Annotated in this window: 15 protein-coding genes; 4 read left to right on the forward strand and 11 right to left on the reverse strand. The window is 68.6% G+C overall.

Going from position 1 to position 16446, the window contains the following annotated elements; all coding sequences use genetic code 11:
* Positions 1-46 precede the first annotated feature (46 nt).
* The 10 genes from CLT74_RS03255 to CLT74_RS03305 form a co-directional block, all read right to left on the reverse strand.
* Positions 47-2059, reverse strand: coding sequence for a SpoIIE family protein phosphatase (locus CLT74_RS03255; protein ID WP_099845208.1), 2013 nt, complete (start codon positions 2057-2059; stop codon positions 47-49).
* Positions 2060-2377: 318 nt separating this feature from the next.
* Positions 2378-2671 (reverse strand): hypothetical protein, encoded by a 294-nt coding sequence (locus tag CLT74_RS30665; protein WP_199172075.1) that lies wholly within the window; start codon positions 2669-2671, stop codon positions 2378-2380.
* Between the two features lie 28 nt (positions 2672-2699).
* A complete protein-coding gene (locus tag CLT74_RS03270; RefSeq protein ID WP_099845209.1) occupies positions 2700-3932 on the reverse strand; it encodes an iron-containing alcohol dehydrogenase in 1233 nt (410 codons plus the stop codon).
* Positions 3925-4197: a hypothetical protein gene (locus CLT74_RS03275; RefSeq protein WP_099845210.1), complete on the reverse strand. Its 273-nt coding sequence runs from the start codon at positions 4195-4197 to the stop codon at positions 3925-3927. Before CLT74_RS03275 ends, CLT74_RS03270 begins: the two co-directional genes overlap by 8 nt.
* Positions 4194-5654 carry an NAD-dependent succinate-semialdehyde dehydrogenase gene (locus tag CLT74_RS03280; RefSeq protein WP_099851193.1) on the reverse strand — a complete coding sequence of 487 codons (1461 nt, stop codon included), beginning with the start codon at positions 5652-5654 and terminating at the stop codon, positions 4194-4196. Before CLT74_RS03280 ends, CLT74_RS03275 begins: the two co-directional genes overlap by 4 nt.
* Positions 5655-5902: 248 nt before the next feature.
* The gene (locus CLT74_RS03285) at positions 5903-6979 is read right to left on the reverse strand and encodes an ABC transporter ATP-binding protein (RefSeq protein ID WP_099845211.1); all 1077 of its coding nucleotides are present in this window, start codon (positions 6977-6979) and stop codon (positions 5903-5905) included.
* A complete protein-coding gene (locus tag CLT74_RS03290; protein WP_099845212.1) occupies positions 6979-8046 on the reverse strand; it encodes an ATP-binding cassette domain-containing protein in 1068 nt (355 codons plus the stop codon). Before CLT74_RS03290 ends, CLT74_RS03285 begins: the two co-directional genes overlap by 1 nt.
* Positions 8046-8957: a carbohydrate ABC transporter permease gene (locus CLT74_RS03295; protein ID WP_099845213.1), complete on the reverse strand. Its 912-nt coding sequence runs from the start codon at positions 8955-8957 to the stop codon at positions 8046-8048. Before CLT74_RS03295 ends, CLT74_RS03290 begins: the two co-directional genes overlap by 1 nt.
* The gene (locus CLT74_RS03300; RefSeq protein WP_099845214.1) at positions 8957-9907 is read right to left on the reverse strand and encodes a carbohydrate ABC transporter permease; all 951 of its coding nucleotides are present in this window, start codon (positions 9905-9907) and stop codon (positions 8957-8959) included. The genes CLT74_RS03295 and CLT74_RS03300 overlap by 1 nt, the downstream gene beginning before the upstream one ends.
* Positions 9904-11310, reverse strand: coding sequence for a sugar ABC transporter substrate-binding protein (locus CLT74_RS03305; protein ID WP_486581950.1), 1407 nt, complete (start codon positions 11308-11310; stop codon positions 9904-9906). Before CLT74_RS03305 ends, CLT74_RS03300 begins: the two co-directional genes overlap by 4 nt.
* Before the next feature lie 400 nt (positions 11311-11710).
* Between CLT74_RS03305 and CLT74_RS03310 the strand changes: the two genes are divergently transcribed.
* The 3 genes from CLT74_RS03310 to CLT74_RS03320 all read left to right on the forward strand — a co-directional run bounded on the left by CLT74_RS03310 (position 11711) and on the right by CLT74_RS03320 (position 13957).
* Entirely contained in the window at positions 11711-12454 is a 744-nt protein-coding gene (locus tag CLT74_RS03310) for a GntR family transcriptional regulator (RefSeq protein WP_099845216.1), read from the forward strand.
* An 89-nt stretch (positions 12455-12543) separates the two neighbouring features.
* A complete protein-coding gene (locus CLT74_RS03315; RefSeq protein ID WP_099845217.1) occupies positions 12544-13113 on the forward strand; it encodes a DJ-1/PfpI family protein in 570 nt (189 codons plus the stop codon).
* Positions 13114-13132: 19 nt separating this feature from the next.
* Positions 13133-13957 (forward strand): alpha/beta fold hydrolase, encoded by an 825-nt coding sequence (locus CLT74_RS03320; RefSeq protein ID WP_099845218.1) that lies wholly within the window; start codon positions 13133-13135, stop codon positions 13955-13957.
* Between the two features lie 64 nt (positions 13958-14021).
* Here CLT74_RS03320 and CLT74_RS03325 read toward each other — a convergent pair whose 3' ends face one another.
* Entirely contained in the window at positions 14022-15035 is a 1014-nt protein-coding gene (locus CLT74_RS03325) for a LacI family DNA-binding transcriptional regulator (protein ID WP_199172077.1), read from the reverse strand.
* Positions 15036-15221: 186 nt separating this feature from the next.
* Here CLT74_RS03325 and CLT74_RS03330 point away from each other — a divergent pair, with 186 nt between their 5' ends.
* The gene (locus CLT74_RS03330; protein ID WP_486581951.1) at positions 15222-16265 is read left to right on the forward strand and encodes a glycoside hydrolase family 6 protein; all 1044 of its coding nucleotides are present in this window, start codon (positions 15222-15224) and stop codon (positions 16263-16265) included.
* Positions 16266-16446: the final 181 nt, after the last annotated feature.

Raw genomic sequence — 16446 nt, forward strand, 5'->3', positions numbered from 1 at the left:
GGCTGTGCAGGGGATGTGGCCGGCGATGGCCTGGCTCGCCTCCTGGTCAGTGCTCGACCGGGTCCCGGGTGAGGCAGAGCAGGGCGATGTCGTCACGTCGTGGCCGCGGTCCGACGTCGCTGGCCAGAATGTGGTCGAGGATCTCGGCCGGGTCGAGGCGGGGTGCGTCGTGCACTGCCGCGCACAACTCCTCCAGGCCCCGGTCGAGTGGGTGGCTGCGGTCCTCGACGAGTCCGTCTGTGTACAGCACCAAGGTGGCGGCGGGCGGGAGGTCGAAGCGGTCGTCGCGGTAGACAACCGAGTCCGAGACGCCCAGGGCAGGGTGCGTGGCGAGGCGGACCAGGCCGGTGGTGTGTGCGTCGCGCAGGATCGGGGGTGGATGTCCGGCGAGTACTCCGGTGACGACACCCTCGGCGACGTCCAGTTGCAGGTAGCAGCAGGTGGCCATGGTGTTCAGCCGCAGGGCGCGGATGAGGTGGTTGACGTTGTTCATGACCATGGCGGGCGGCTGCCCGGCGACGGCGTACGCGCGCAGTGCGTCACGGACCTGACCCATCGTCGCTGCGGCCGCGGTGTTGTGGCCGGCGACATCGCCGATCACGATGGCGACGACGCGGTCGCTGATGGGAATGATGTCGTACCAGTCGCCGCCCACCTCGGCGCCGCGTGTCCACGGCAGGTAGCGGGCCGCGTGCCGTAGCCCCGCCGTCTGCGGCAGCGTCGCCGGCAGCAGAGCGTGCTGCAACTCGGAGGCGATCGACACGCTGGTCTCGAACAGCATCGCCCGCTGAAGGGCCTGGGCTCCCAGCCCTGCCAGTGCCGTCAGCGTCGATCTGGTGTCGGGATCGAAGTCGCGCGGTTCCCGATAGCCGACGACGAGCGCACCCAGCACCTCACCGGCCACGGTCAGCGGGAGGAAGGCCCACGCATGGCGGGACCCGGGCGGGACGGCTGTCTCCGGGTCGGGCTGAGCGGCGTGGAACTGCGCCAGTGAGGTCAGGTAGCGCGGCTGTCCGGTGTGGGCGACGGTCGCCGCCGGGTAGGGATGCTCGATCGGCAGGTCGTGCAGCCGCGCGACGACCTCCGGTTCGTACCCGGCGTGGTAGGCAAGGCGAAGCGACTGCTCCTGGCGCAGGAGCAACGCCAGGGACTGCCCGCCGGCCGAGGGCCGCAGCACCGACCCGATGGCGGTGTACACCTGGGCTGTCGTGCTCGCCGCCACCAACGCCGCGGTCACGCTTTCCAAGCTTCGGGCGCGGGCGGCGGCCTGTTCGGCGCGGGCCACGCTGTCCGCCAGCTGTCGCTGTTTGTCGACCTGCTCAGTGATCTCCCGGAACGACACCGCGACATGACCGCCGCTCGTCCGCCCGACTTTGATCTCCCACACCTGGCTGATCTCGGGATAGGCCAGCTCCTGCCGCCACGGTTCCCCGGTCTCGGCCACCGTGCGGTAGAGATCGAACAGCCCGCTGTCCCAGCTGTGGGCCGAGATTTCGCTGAGCCGGTGACCGATCACCTCCTCCACGCTGCGGCCGGTCATCTTGGCCCCAACCTGATTGACGTACTCACAGACGAAGTCAGCGATCTCTTCGCTGGCGTCCCGCACGGGACGAAGCACCGTGAACCCGTCGAACGCGGTGTCGAGCATGTCGTACAGCCGTACCGCACCGGCCGACTGCGGAGTCACCGTCACCTGCCGCAGGTCCACGCAGCGGACCATGATCCCGTCGCGGTACGGACCCACCCGGAACTCGAAATGTCCGGTGATGGACTGCCGCTCGTAGTACACCGTGCGTAGGGCCGGTGTCCCCGTCTCCACGACCGACCGGTAGAACGGAAGCGTCCCGTCGTGCACGGTTTCCGGCCACAGGTGTCGGTAGCGGCGGCCGACCAACTCGACGCGCGGCCGTCCGACCAGGCCGCAACCCGCGTGGTTGATGTAGACCAGTTCGAAGTCAACGATCAGGCGACCGTCGTACACCGCCCGGGCCAGCATCCAGCCCTGCGGCTCCAGATCCAGCATGGCGAGCACCTGGGCATCGGGCAGCCAGTCGTCCACTCCGCCACCCCCTCACGGGCCCTCGCCGCGCACAGGCATCATCGCCTGCCGACATCACCTTCACCTAATGTCGTAGGCCGTCCGGCGCGGACAAGACGCCATCTGCTGGGCCCGGGTAGCAACACGTAGCTCGCGGCGGTCCCCGAGACCTCCGTTGATCGCGTAGGCGAGAGTGTCGAACTGGTCGCTGTCGGTGGGCCAGGGCATCAGCCAGCCGCCCCGACGTCACCTGTCTCGGGGCGCGTCTGCGGGTGGCCGCTGGCGGGCTGATCAGCAGGGTGGCGGTTCCGCTTCTGGCCGTGTGGTGGGTGTCGTGGCTCAGGGTTGAGGGAGGGGCTGGGGTGCTGCGGGTTGCGCAACGGCGGGGATTGCCGACTGCGGGTCGACGGCGGTGAAGGCGAGGGCGATGACGAACCCGGCGACTTCTTCGAGTTGGCGGGCCCGGTCCAGTCCGCCGAGTACGGCAGGGATGCCTCCGATGTCGCGTACGAGTGAACCGACGATCTCCACCGCCGCGCGCTGCGGACGATGATCGGCGGCATCAGCGACAAGGCTCTCACCGAGGCACTGCACCGGCTGGACAGCAACGGCCTGCGAGCGCTCGACGGACACCTGACACGGTCGTCATGTGACGGGCCCGTCACGGTGTCGGAGTCAGGACGTGTCGGGTCCGCTCCCCGGTCCAGGCCGCTTCGAGGATCGCGGTCAGGCTTGCGGTGTCGGTCGGGCCTGGGTGGTTCTGGATCAGGCGGGTGACGCCACTGGCCATCTCCGCGAAGCGCGGGAGGTCGGCGCGGGCCACGCCGATGTCCGCCAAGCTGGGCGGGATACCGATGTCGGCAAGGAGCCCGTCGAGCCAGGTGAGGAACGTGTCTGCGGCCTCGGCGTCCGAGGCGTCGGTCACGTCGAGCCCGCACACCCCGGCGAGGATGGCCAACCGGTCGCCGATGGCATCCCTGGCCGCGTCCAGCGCGTACGGCAGCAGCAGCCCGACGCCCAGGCCGTGCGGCGTGTGGGTGGCTGCGCCGATGGGGTACTGGAGGGCATGCGGGGCCGCGTTGCCCGCGTGGGAGAAGGCGAGTCCGGCGAGCATGGACCCGTAGGACATGTCCGCCCGCGCGTCCGTGTCGCCGCCGTCCCTGACCGCACGACGCAGACTACGGGCGATCCGCTCCGCGGCCAGGAGCGCATAGTGGTCGGTGATCGGGTTGCGGCCGAGGAACACCTGCTCGACCGGGTCGCGCGGTCCGTGGGCCCGAGGTCGCGCGGTGTAACTCTCCACCGCGTGGCAGAACGCGTCGATGCCGGAGTGGGCGGTGACGGTCGGCGGGCAGGTGTAGGTGAGTTCGGGGTCGACGATGGCGAAGTCGGGCACGATGTGGACGCTGGAAACCCCCACTTTCAGCTCACGGTCCGGGTCGGTCAACACCGACACGGGGGTGAGCTCGGAGCCGGTGCCTGACGTCGTCGGGACCGCGACGAGCGGCATCGTCGGCCCCGGCACCTTCGACTCGCCGTAGAAGTCGCGCGGCGTACCACCGTGGCGGCGGATGACGCCGACGATCTTGGCGAGGTCGATCACCGTGCCACCCCCGATGGCGAGGATCACGTCGGCGTCCACCTCCGCGGCCACCGAGACGGCCAGGGCGACATCGGCGAGTGGCACGTCTGGAGTCGCGTCGGCGAACACCTCGACGACGGCGACCCTCTCCCGGACGGCGGCCACGATCTCGGCCACGCCCGGCTGCCCCAGTAGAACCTGGTCGGTCAGGATGAGGACTCGCGAGCCACTCTCGGCCACCACTCGTGGGATGTTCTGTGCGACCCCTTCGCCCACTATCAGCTGGCGTGGTCCGCGGACGGTCTCAAGCATGTCGGTGCCTCTCCGGAACGTCGGCGGCGATGTGCGTGGCGGACGTCCAGGTCACCTGCGAGACCGGGACGGCTTCGGCGAGGGTGGCCGCCCAGGTGGCGCCGGCGCGACCGCCGGGCGGCGGTGCGCACGCCGGCGTCCCGGGTGCCAGCAACTTCGGACGGGCGATGCCCCGGCTCCTGTCCGCCGGGTGGAGACCGGCCAGGTCGCGTCCGCACAGGGCACTGTGGTTTCCGGCGTACGCCCGGAGCAGCAGCGCGGTCACGGGAGGTCGATCGCCGCGTAGGTGAGGTCGAGGTATTCGAGGATGCCCTCGTGCGACCCCTCCTTGCCGACCCCGGAATGCTTCACGCCGCCGAACGGAGCTGACGGGTCCGAGATCAGACCACGGTTGATGCCGATCATCCCGGTCTCCAGCCCCTCGGCGAACCGCAGCGCCCGCTGGAGGTCACGGGTGAAGAGGTATCCGACCAGGCCGTACTCGGTGTCGTTGGCCTTCGCCAGCACCTCGTCGTCGGACGTGAACGAGATGATCGGCGCGACCGGGCCGAAGATCTCCGCCCTGAGCATCCGCGCATCGTCGGGCACGTCGACGAGGACTGTGGGCGGGTAGAAGTGGCCCGGCCCGTCCGGACGCTCGCCGCCCACCACGACCCGGGCGCCGCGATCGACAGCGTCAACGACCAGCTCGTCGATCGTGGCGACAGACGTTTCGTCGATCAACGCGCCGACGTCCACTCCGTCGTCGAGGCCATGGCCCACCGAGAGCGCGCCCATCCGCTCGGCGAAGCGCGCCGTGAACTCCTCGCGCACCGGCTCCTCGACGTAGATCCGGTTGGCCGCGACGCAGGACTGCCCGATGTTGCGCATCTTGGCCACCATGGCGCCGTCGAGCGCGACGTCCAGGTCCGCGTCGGCACACACGATCAGGGCCGCGTTGCCGCCCAGCTCCATCGAGGTACGCAGCACGTTGTCGGCAGCCTGACGGAGCAGCACCCGCCCGACCTCCGTCGATCCGGTGAACGAGAGCTTGCGGGTGCGACTGTCGGCGAGCAGCGCGGAGACCACCTCGCCGGAACGCTTGGTGGTCACCACGTTGACCACGCCCGGGGGAACGCCTACCTCCTCCATGATGCGGGCCAGGAACAGCATGGTCAGTGGCGTCTGGGCGGCTGGCTTGGTGATCGTCGTGCAGCCCGCGGCCAGCGCAGGAGCGATCTTGCGGGCACCCATCGCCAACGGAAAGTTCCAGGGCGTCACGAAGACGCACGGTCCGACCGGCTTCGGCACGGTGAGGATGCGATATCCACCTGCGGGAGCGGTGCTGTAGCGCCCTTCGACGCGTACCGCCTCCTCGGCGAACCAGCGGAAGAACTCGGCGCCGTACGCCACCTCTGCCCGAGCTTCGGCGAGCGGCTTGCCCATCTCCAGCGTGATCAGCCGGGCGACCTCCTCGGCTCGCTCGGTAAGCACCCGGTACGTCGCGGTCAACAACTCCGACCGTTTCCGCGGCGGGGTCGCCGCCCACTGCGCCATGGCCTTGCTCGCCACGTCCAGTGCGGCGAGCCCGTCAACGACGTCGGCGTCCGCCACCTCGGCGATGGTCGTGCCGGTCGCCGGGTCCTCGACGGCAAAGGTGGCTCCGCTTGCGGCGTCGCGCCACGCGTCGCCGATCCGGAGCCGCCGGTGCTCGGGGGCCAGGACGTTCATCGGGTCACTCATCGCGCCGCCTCCTGTGATCTTCTCGGTGATGTCGGCGTACCTCAGCGAGCGCGCCGTGCCCGGAGGCGGACGGGTCACCCGCCCTCGTCGGGTGCCGGGTCGCCGAGCGGGTCGAACGTCGCAGTGGGCCGGTGGGCCGGGCGACACCCGGCGCCACCGATCGTCGTCCCGGGCCACTGTCGTCTCAGCGGTCCGGCGAGGTTCGATTGCCGCGAGCGGGCGCATGGTGCCGTCGCCGCCCGGCGGGGTTACCGCCCGGCCACGGACAGCGACAGCCCGGTGTCCGCATCGAACAGGTGCGCACGGTCCAGGTCGACAGTGACAAGCAGTCGCTCGCCCGGCGTACCGGTGACTGTGGGCCGTGCCTTGACCTTGAGGATCTCCGTCCCCACCCGCACGTCGACCACCGTCCGGTCACCGAGCGGCTCAAGCCCGTAGAGCTCCCCGGACAATGACGCGTGCCCACGCTGTTCGACGGACAGGTCCTCCGCGCGCAGGCCCAGCAGCAGCGGGCGGCCGTCCTCAGCGGTGGTCCAGCGGGGGCGCGGCAGCGTCCAACCCTGCGCACCGATCAGCCGATCTCCCTCGGCGTGGCAGGGGAGCAGGCTGATCGGTGGGCTCCCGACGAATCCTGCGACCCACTGGTTGGCGGGACGCTCGTACACCTCGGTCGGCGTTCCGACCTGTTGCACCTTCCCCTCCTTGAGGACCGCGACCTGGTCGGCCATGGACAGGGCCTCGACCTGGTCATTTGTCACGTAGAGGAAGGTTGCTCCGAGGCTGCGGTGGATGCGGGTGAGTTCGGTGCGCATTTCGACGCGGAGCTTGAGGTCGAGGTTCGTCAGCGGCTCGTCCATGAGAAACGCGCGTGGGCGACGGACCAGCGCCCGGGCCAGGGCGACCCGCTGCATCTCACCGCCCGACAACTGCGCGGGACGACGTTGCAGCAGCCGTTCGATGTGCAACAGGCTCGACATCCGCTCGACGGCAGCGGCGATCTCACTTGCCGAACAGCGGCGTGCGCGCAGCGGCGAGGCGATGTTCTCGTACGCCGTGTGTCGCGGGTAGAGGGCGTAGTTCTGGAAGACCATGGCCAGGTCCCGCTCGGCCGGGGCGTCACCTGTCGCGTCCCTGCCGTCCAGATGCACCGACCCGGCGTCAAGCTTGTCCAGGCCGGCGATCGCTCGTAGGGTCGTCGTCTTGCCTGCCCCGGAGGGCCCGAGCACGACGAAGAACGAGCCGTCCGGCACGTCAAGCGTCACCCCGTTCAGGGCCTGAACTTTGCCGAAGGACTTGCACAGCCCCTGCACTGCCACGGTTCCCATCAGGCCACCAGCTCTTCCGTGCTCACGTCGTAGACCACCGGGGTCCCGCCGGTGTGCCGCAGCCCGACAGGTGCGTCAGCGGCGAACCGGACAGTCGGTGGCATCCGGACCCGGACGTCACGCTGGCCGCCGTGGTCGACCACGTAGATGATTTCGTCGCCCAGCCACTCCACCGAGACCACGCGGGCCGGGACCGAGCGATCCGCCCCCGGTACGGTGACTTCCAGCGCCTCCGGCCGGACGCCGGCGACCAGACGACGGTCGCGCGGCAGGCCCGGCGGTGGCGTGAGGACCAGCCCGCCCTGAGCGCGCAACTCCCCGTCGGCCACCTCCACCTCGATCAGGTTCATCGGCGGGGAGCCGATGAAGGCGGCGCAGAAGAGACTCGCCGGCCGGTCGTAGACCTCCAGCGGCGTGCCGATCTGCTCGACGCGGCCCTTGTTGAGGATGGCGATGCGGTGCCCGAGCGACATCGCCTCGACCTGGTCGTGGGTGACGTAGACCATCGTCGCCCCGAGTTCCCCCTGGAGGTGCTTGATCTCCGTGCGCATGTCCGCCCTCAGCTCCGCGTCCAGATTGGTGAGCGGTTCGTCCATGAGGAATGCGCGCGGTCGTCGCACCAGGGCGCGAGCCAGCGCGACGCGCTGCTGCTCCCCGCCGGACAGCTGGCGCGGTCGTCGGTCGAGCAGCGGGCCAAGCCGCATCAGCCGGGCGGCCTCGGCGACCCGCTCGCGCACCTCCGCCTTGGGTAGTCCCTCGGCCCGCAGGGGGAACGCCAGGTTGTCGCGGGTTCTCAGATGCGGGTAGAGAGCGTAGAACTGGAACACCATGGCGATGTCGCGCTCAGCCGGCGGCAGGTTGTTGACGAGCGTGTCGCCGATGCGGATGTCGCCGGTCGTCTGTCTCTCCAGTCCGGCTATGGCCCGCAGTGTGGTGGTCTTGCCGCAACCCGACGGGCCGAGCATCACGAACAGCTCGCCGTCGCCGATGGACAGGTCCACGTGATCAACTGCGACCGTCCCGTCCGGGTAGCGCTTGTGCAGGGCGGTCACCTCGATGTCCGCCATCAGCGTCGCACCGCCCCGAGCGTCACACCGGCGATGAGGTGCTTGCGCACCAGGTAGGCGAAGACGAGCACCGGCAGGGCGAACACCACCGAGGCGGCGGCCACGAGACCCCAGTCCGTCGTGGTGCCACCGATGAGGCCGGCGATGGCGGGTGGCGCCGTCCGTACGTCGTCGCTGCTGGTGAGGAAGATGGCGAACACGAACTCGTTCCACGAGAAGATGAGCGCGAAGACCGCCGTCGCGGCGATGCCGGGCACGAGCAGGGGCAGGGTGTACCGCCAGAACGCCTGCAAACGGGTGTAGCCGTCGAGCATGGCGGCATCCTCGTACTCCGCGGGCACCTCGTCGACGAACCCCTTCATCATCCAGATCGTGAACGGGACGTTGAACGCGGTGTAGATGAGGATCAGTCCGAGCTTGCTGTCGATGAGCCCGACCTGGCGGTACATGAGGAAGATCGGGATCACGACCACCACCGGCGGCATGAAGCGGGTGGACAGGATGAAGAACAGTTGGTCCTTCTTGGCCCTCACGGCGAAGCGCGAGTAGGCCCAGGCCGCCGGGACCCCCAACACGGTGGCCAGCAGCGTAGAGACCCCGGCGACCACTGCGGAGTTGAGAAATGCGACGGACAGGTCCGAACGGCCGCCGTCGGAGGCGACGAACACGTCCTTGAAATGGTCCATCGTGACGGTGAAGCCGAAGAACTCGGCCGGGATGGCGTAGACGTCCCGGTTCTCCTTGATGGACGTCTCGATCATCCACAGCACCGGGAAGAGCATCACGACGGCCAGCACGGTCAGCAGCGCGACCTCCAGCACGGACCGACCCCGTCCGCCGAAGCGGCGCGCGGGCGGCGTGCGATCCCGGGTAGGACCTGTGGACACGGCCTCGTCGACGGAGACGGCCATCAGCCCTCCTTGAGCTTGTTCAGGTAGCGCAGGTAGAGCTGCGTGAGGACGATGACGACGAGGACCATGAGGATCCCGTACGCCGAGGCGGTTCCGGTGTTGAAGCCCAGGAACGCGACCTTGTAGACGTGGAACGACAACGTCTCGGTGGAGACACCCGGACCACCGTTGGTGAGGATGTAGACGAGGTCGAACAGCCGGAATGCCTCGATGGACCGGAACAACACGGCGATGAGCAGCAGTGGCCACACCAGCGGAAGAGTGATGGTGCGGAACCGGAACCACTCGGACGCCCGGTCGATGGAAGCGGCCTCGTACAGGTACTTGGGCACCGCGGTGAGGCCGGCAAGGGCGATGAGCATGATGAACGGTGTCCATTGCCAGGTGTCGACCACGATCAGGGAAATCAATGCCGTTCGCTGTCGGGTGAGCCACTCCACCTGCCCCAGGCCGAGCGAGCCGAGCATGCTGTTGATCACGCCGAACTGCGCGTCGAGCATGAACCGCCAGAACAGCCCGACCACGACCGGCGACAGCATCATCGGAACCAGGAACAGGGTGGTCAGCACTCCTCGCCCGTGCGTGCGCCGGGAGATCAGGTAGGCGATGCCGAAACCGAGCACCGTCTGCAGGGTGACCGCGCCGACCACGTAGATCAACGTCGTCAAGGCCCGCTGGTGGACCTGTGCCGAGGTCAGGATGGCTGTGTAGTTCGCGAACCCGATGAAACGGGCGGGCCCTCCGCGGGTGGCCGAGTAGTCGGTGAAGGACAGGTACAACGCCCACAGCAGCGGGAACACCGACATCCCGAGCAACAGCAGCAGCGCGGGGGAAATGAACGTCACCGCGAGCACGCGGTCGCTCAGCCGGCGGGACCGCCCCGGTGCAGGTGGCGTCGCGGACGCCACCTGCCCGGGGTGGTCGGTGGTCAGCGGGACGGGGTCACTCACAGCCCGCCGCCGCCCTTGCGGCTGCTGGAGTCGAGCACGCTCTGCTGCTCCTTGGCGATGTCGTTGAGCGCATCCGTCGGCGTCTTCGCACCGTTGAGAGCCGCGTTCACGTTGGTGTTCTCGATGTCGACGAGGCGCGCGTACTCCGGCACGTTCCACATGTCCCGCATCCGTGGCACCGAGTCGGTGTACACCTGGTTGAACGGCCCGGCGTTGAGGAACTCGGGCGATTCCAGCGCGTCCGTACGTGATGGCACGCCACCCGCCGCGGCCCACTTCTTCTGCACATCAGCGCGCTGGAACCACTTCATGAAGTTCAGGGCCTCAACCTGGTTTGCCTCGGCGGAGTAGGCCGACACGTGCATTCCCATACCGCCGAGCGGGACCAGGTTGGTCTTCTGGCTCGGCAGGGTGGCGAAACCCAGCTTGTCGAGGATCTGCTCCCGCGTGCTGCCGAGCGTCGACTGCTTCGGATCGAGCAGGCCGCCGCTCGCGGCGATCCAGTTGAACGCGATGCACGCCTTGCCCTGGGCGACCGCGGCGTTGACCTCGTCGATGAACCAGTTGCCGGATCCCTTGGCGGTCAGCGGCTTCATCTTGTTGACCAGGACGTCCATCGCCTCCTGGCCCGCCGCGTCGTTGAGGACGCCGTCGATCTTGCGCGTCTTGGAGTCCCAGAGGTTGCCGCCGTAGACGCCGTTCACCGTGTTGTAGGTGACGGCCGCGGCGTCGGAGCCGTTGGCCTGGTGGAAAGCCAGGCCGCTGACGCCGGGGTTGTCCGTCTGGCACCTCTCGGCGACTGAGATCATCTCGTCCCAGGTCTGCGGTGGCTTGTCGCCGATCAGGTCCTTGCGGTAGATCATCGTCCAGGTGTCGCCGAGCAGCGGCAGTCCGTACAGGCTGGCGTTCTCGTCGCGCTTGCCGGTCTCCGCCTGGGGGAACTGGCCGTAGGCCGCGAGGAGGTACGGGTTGTAGGCATTGACATCGATGTTGCCCTTGACGAAGTCGGTGATGTCGAGGATGTTGCCGTTCGTCACGGCCTCGCCGATGTGTTGCGAGTCCAGGATGGCGATGTCGAAGTCGGTCTTGCGCGCGGCGAACTGGGTGAACATCGCGTCGTGCCAGTTCGCGTTCGGCACGGTGTTGACCTTGATCGTCGCGTTCGGCCGCTCCTTCTTGTACTCCGCGTTCGCGAAGGCTTCCAGCGCCTGGGCGGGCGGCCAGTCGAACCAGATGAAGCTGAGGGTCAGCGGGTCCGTGGTGAGCTCCGGGATGGTCGCCGGAGCCTTGGGGGCGCTCGCCGTCCCGCCGCCTTCCTGGCCATCCCCGCACGCGGCCACGGTTGTGGCCACCAGCAGCATGGCCGCCGTCGCCAGCTGCACCCTTCGGCTGGGCCCGGACATTCGTCCTATTCGCTGTTGATGCCGCATCTTCTCGCCTGCTTTCTGGGGTGGGGACTTCTAGAACCTCGCTATGTGCTTCGCCGAGCAGGTGCTGGGTTGTCCAGGCGTGTTGCCGGGCTGCCGCGGAGGGCCGGCGTCACGAGTGCGCCGCAATCACTGGATCTTCGTGGCGTCCATCACTCCCGGCTGCGGGCCGGGGGTGAACCGAGCGGGACGTCGAGCACGCTCATGGGAGCTCCAGGTGATCGAAGTAGAGCGATCGCGGGCGGCTCCGCGACGGTGCGCGGTGGCGGCCATCCGCCACTTTTCCTATACGATCCAGTTGGGGCGTCAGCATGTCGCAGAGTTGTGACAGATGTCAACAGGTTCCGGAAGACGCAAAGAGAGGCCTCACGTCACGATGGACGACGAAGGAATGATCGCGCGGGGCCGTCGGGCCGTGACGGGCGGAACGCCGCCGGCAAGATCTGGCGGCCGGCTTGCCGACGAGGTGTACGACACGCTGCTCGGACAGCTGATGTCGCTACGGATCGAGCCTGGCTCCCGCGTCACGATCGACGTCCTGTCGCGCGAGCTGGGGGTCTCGCAGACGCCGATCCGAGATGCTCTGAACCGGATGGAGGCCGAGGGCCTGGTGGTGCGGGTGCCCCACGCCGGCTACCGGATTCCCCCTCAGATCACCCGTCACCGATTCGAGGACATGCTCGAGGTTCGCCTGCTCCTTGAGCCGGCCGCGGCACGCAGATCCGCCGAACGCGCCTCCTCGGAGCAGGTAGCCGGTCTGCGACGAATGCTGGCGGAGATGGCGGAGCTGGAGGGTGGCAGCGGGCCTGCCGCCTATGGCGCCTTCGGTCTACGCGACGCCGCCTTTCACGATCTCGTCGCGCTGAGCGCGGAGAACCAGGTCATCCGGGAAGCGCTCGCGCGCCTGCACAGTCACGTGCACCTCTTCCGGCTGCACCACGACGCCCAGGTCACTCACCTGGCCATGGCCGAGCACGAGGAGATCGTGGCCGCGATCGCCGCGCGCGACCCCGACGCCGCCGCCTACGCGATGCGTCGGCACATCCTGCGCTCCGGCGAGCGTTTCCGGCGGTTGTTCGACGAAGCCAGGGACGCGAATGACGTTGCGGTAGAGGCTTGACGGGCGGGCTGGGCCGGGGAATGCTGAGTCGGATCGGATCGGATCGTATTGGATCTACCTCACCGGCCCCCAAATGCGAGGAGAAGCAGGTGCCCAGAGCGCTGCTCCTGACCGGCGACGCCGCCGAGGAACTCGACACCATGTATCCCTACTACCGTGTCCAGGAGGGCGGCTGGGACGTTGACGTCTCGTCACTGACCATGCGTGACGTGCAACTTGTCATCCACGAGTTCGACCCCAACTCCGACGCCTACGTGGAGAAGAACGGTCGCAAGCTGCCGGTCGACGTGCCCTGGGCCGAGGTCGACGTCGAGCGCTACGACGCCCTCATCATTCCCGGGGGACGCGCACCCGAGTGGATCCGGGTCAACGCCGACGTCAGGCGCATCACCGAGCACTTCTTCGCGCGCAACCTTCCCATCGCGCTGGTGTGCCACGGCGCGCAGGTACCGGCGGTGTACGGGCTGCTGAAGGGTCGAAAGACGGCGTGCTTCCCACCCATCACCGGTGACATGGAGAACGCGGGCGCGACGGTCATCGACGCTCCCGACGTCGTGGACGGCAACCTCGTCTCCTGCCGGGGATGGCCCGACATGCCGCAGTTCGGCAAGGCCATGATGGAGGTCTTCTCGAAGTCCGTCGGACCCGCATCGGCATGAGCACACCTGGCCCACCCCGGTGACGACACTTCGGACCGTCGCCGTCGACGGTTCCCCCGTACACGTCCTGGAGAGCGGCACCGGCCCTGCGGTGCTGATGCTGCACGGCTCCGGACCCGGCACGACCGGGTCCGGTGCCTGGGCTGCGACGGCGCAGGCGCTTGGCACGTCCTGGCACCTGGTGGCTCCTGACCAGGCGGGGTTCGGTCGTACACCTGTCCCGGCGGGCGCCAGCGGCGGGCTCCGGCTGTGGACGGAGCAGGCCGCGGGCCTGATGGATGCCCTCGGCATCGACGACTACGCCGTGGTGGGTCACTCCATGGGTGGCGCGGTGGCGCTGGCGTTGGCGGCCGCGCGCCCCCAGCAGGTCACCCGTGTGGTGGCGGTCGCGACGATGGGCGCCCCGGGCGCGCCGCTCTCCGCTGAGCTCGACGCGCTCTGGGCCGCCCCCGCGGGCTTGGCGGGGGCACGAGACATGCTGAGTCGCCTCGTCCTCGACCAGGCGCTGGTGACCGACTCGGCCGTCGAGGCCCGGGCGGCTGCGATGCGAGCCGGGGCGGCGGCGTACGCGTCGTTGTTCCCTCCACCCAGGGCACGATGGGTCCAGGAGCTCACCCTCTCGGCGCAGACGCTGGCAGCGATCCGCGCGCCGGTGCTGCTCGTGCACGGGGCCGAGGACCGGGTCACCCCGCTGGACACGGCAACCCAGCCGTTGCTCGAACACCTGGCGGACGTCCGTCTGCACGTGTTCGACCGATGTGGGCACGTGCCGGCGATCGAGCACCCGCACGAGTTCAGGCAACTGCTGTCGTGCTTCCTCCGCCGGGACCGTGTTCAGGCATAGGTAGACGGTCACCTGTGGGCTGCGAGGGTCTCCGGCGATGCTGGGATGGGTCCCGCGTCGCGGATCATGCCGAGTCGCGTAGCACCAACTTCGTGGGCAGGATGATGGACGAGGGTTCGTGCCCCGCGATGAGGTCGACGAGCATCCGGGTCATTTCTTTGCCCAGGGCTTGGACCGACTGGTGCACGGTGGTCAACGGCGGATCGGTTCGTTCGGCCATGCCGAGGTCGTCGAAGCCCACCACTGCCACGTCGTTTGGCACGGACCGGCCGGCGTCGATGAGGACGCGGAGCGCGCCCGCCGCCGTGTCGTCGCTCGCGGCGAAGACGGCGTCGAGATCGGGGTGACTGTCCAGCAGGGATTTCATCGCTGCGGCTCCGCCGGTCTTGGTGAAGTCACCTTCTGCCGTCGCGTACGGGGTCAGCCCGGCCATGATCATCGCCTCGCGGTAGCCGCGGTGGCGAGCGCGGCCGACGTCTGTGGACATGGGGCCGGTGATGGTGACGATCCGGGTTCGGCCGAGGCCGATGAGGTGTTCGGTGGCGAGTCGCGCGCCGCCGAGGTTGTCGGAGTCGACGTACCACTGTGGTTCGAAATTCAACGGCCGCCCACCGTACACCGCGGGCAGGCCGGCCCGACGCGCGATGTGAGTCAGCGGATCGTCGCCGTGCAGCGCCATCAGCATGATGCCGTCGACGCCGCGCGTGTGCAGCAGGTTGGTCAGCCGGGACCGACCCCGGCCGGAGCTGGCAAGGCACAGCAACAGGTGCAGGTCGGTCTCCTCGAGCGCTGCGGACACACCGACGATGACCTGGGCAAAGAACGGGTCGGCGAACAGCTGGGGATCGTCATGGGAGACCGCGAGCGCGACGATCCCCGTCTGTCGGGTGGCCAAGGCACGCGCGGTGCGGTTCGGTAGATAGCCCATCTCCTTGATGGCGCGTTCCACGGCCTCGCGCGTGGCGCGGCTGACGTGCGGCGCCTTGTTGATGACCCGGGACGCGGCGGAACGTGACACGCCGGCGCGCTCGGCCACCTCGTCAAGGGTCGGTTGCCGCCGAGGCCGCTGCGCTGCCATCGCGATGCGGAGTCCTTCCTGTCCGACGTCGGGGCAGCCGTCACCGTCGGCTAGCTGACCGATCGTATCGGCCGGCATCGACGGCGTCGAGGTGGCTCACTGTCGTCGTCAGACTGGAAGCGGTCCCAGGAATCCCTGGCCTCGATCTTGCCGCGAGGATCGCATGGCTTGACATATGCCTGACATTTGCCGACCATCGGCGATAATGTATCGATAAGAGTCGCTGGAAGCGCTTCCAGTTTACCCGAAGGAGACCTGTCCATGAAACGCTTCACCCGCCCCTGGGGGCTTGCCGCCGCCCTGGCGTTGGCGGTTCCCGCGATCCTGCTCGGGGCACCAGCCGCGCACGCGGATCCGATCAGCCAGACAAGCGGCTTCTACGTCGATCCCAACTCGAGCCCGGCGACGTGGGCGGCCGCAAACCAGGGCGACGGACGCGCCGCTGCCATCCGCACCGAGATCGCGCAGAAGCCGATGGCCAGATGGTTCGGCAACTGGAGCGGCAACATCGGGAGTGCGGTCGGAAGCTATGTGGGAGCCGCAGACGCTCGTGACAAGCTGCCGCTGCTGGTGGCCTACAACCTTCCCGGCCGGGACGCCTGCGGCGGACACTCCGGTGGTGGCGCCGGCAGTATCGCCGCCTACGACTCATGGATCGCCTCTTTCGCCTCCGCCATCGGCAGCCGTCCTGCCGTGGTGGTCCTCGAACCGGACTCCCTTGGCGACTTCAACTGCATGAGCCAGGCGCAGATCAACGACCGAGTGGGCATGCTCTCCCGCGCGGTCGGCCAGTTCCGGTCCAGGGCGTCCAACACCTGGGTCTACATCGACGCCGGCAATCCCCGCTGGGTCGACGCCCAGACGATGGCGCAGCGGCTCAACATGGCCGGGGTGCGCAACGCACGCGGCTTCGCGCTGAACGTCTCGAATTACTTCACCACCGGCGAGAACACCAACTACGGCAACCAGGTCGCTTCCGCGCTACAGAGGTTCGGATACAGCAAGCCGTACGTGATCGACACCAGTCGTAACGGCAACGGCTCCGACGGTCAGTGGTGCAACCCCGGCGGCCGCAAGATCGGCACGCCCAGCCGGATGGGCGGTGGGGCCGAAATGCTGCTGTGGCTCAAGACGCCGGGTGAGTCGGACGGCAACTGCGGAGTCGGCGGCGGATCCAGTGCCGGGCAGTTCCTGCCCGAGGTGGCCTACAAGATGATCTACGGCTACTAGCGCAGCGTACGGGGAGCATTGGCGCTGCACGCCGCCGGTGCTCTCCGTGCCCTGCCACACGGAGGGCGCCTCGCTGCATTTGGCGAGATCCAGACCGCCGACCTGCGAACCCGCACCGCAGCCTGTCAGGCTGTTGGTGCGCGAGGTCCCGCACTGGCAGCCTCCGCGGGAACCTGAGGAG

It is taken from the genome of Verrucosispora sp. CNZ293, assembly GCF_002754655.1.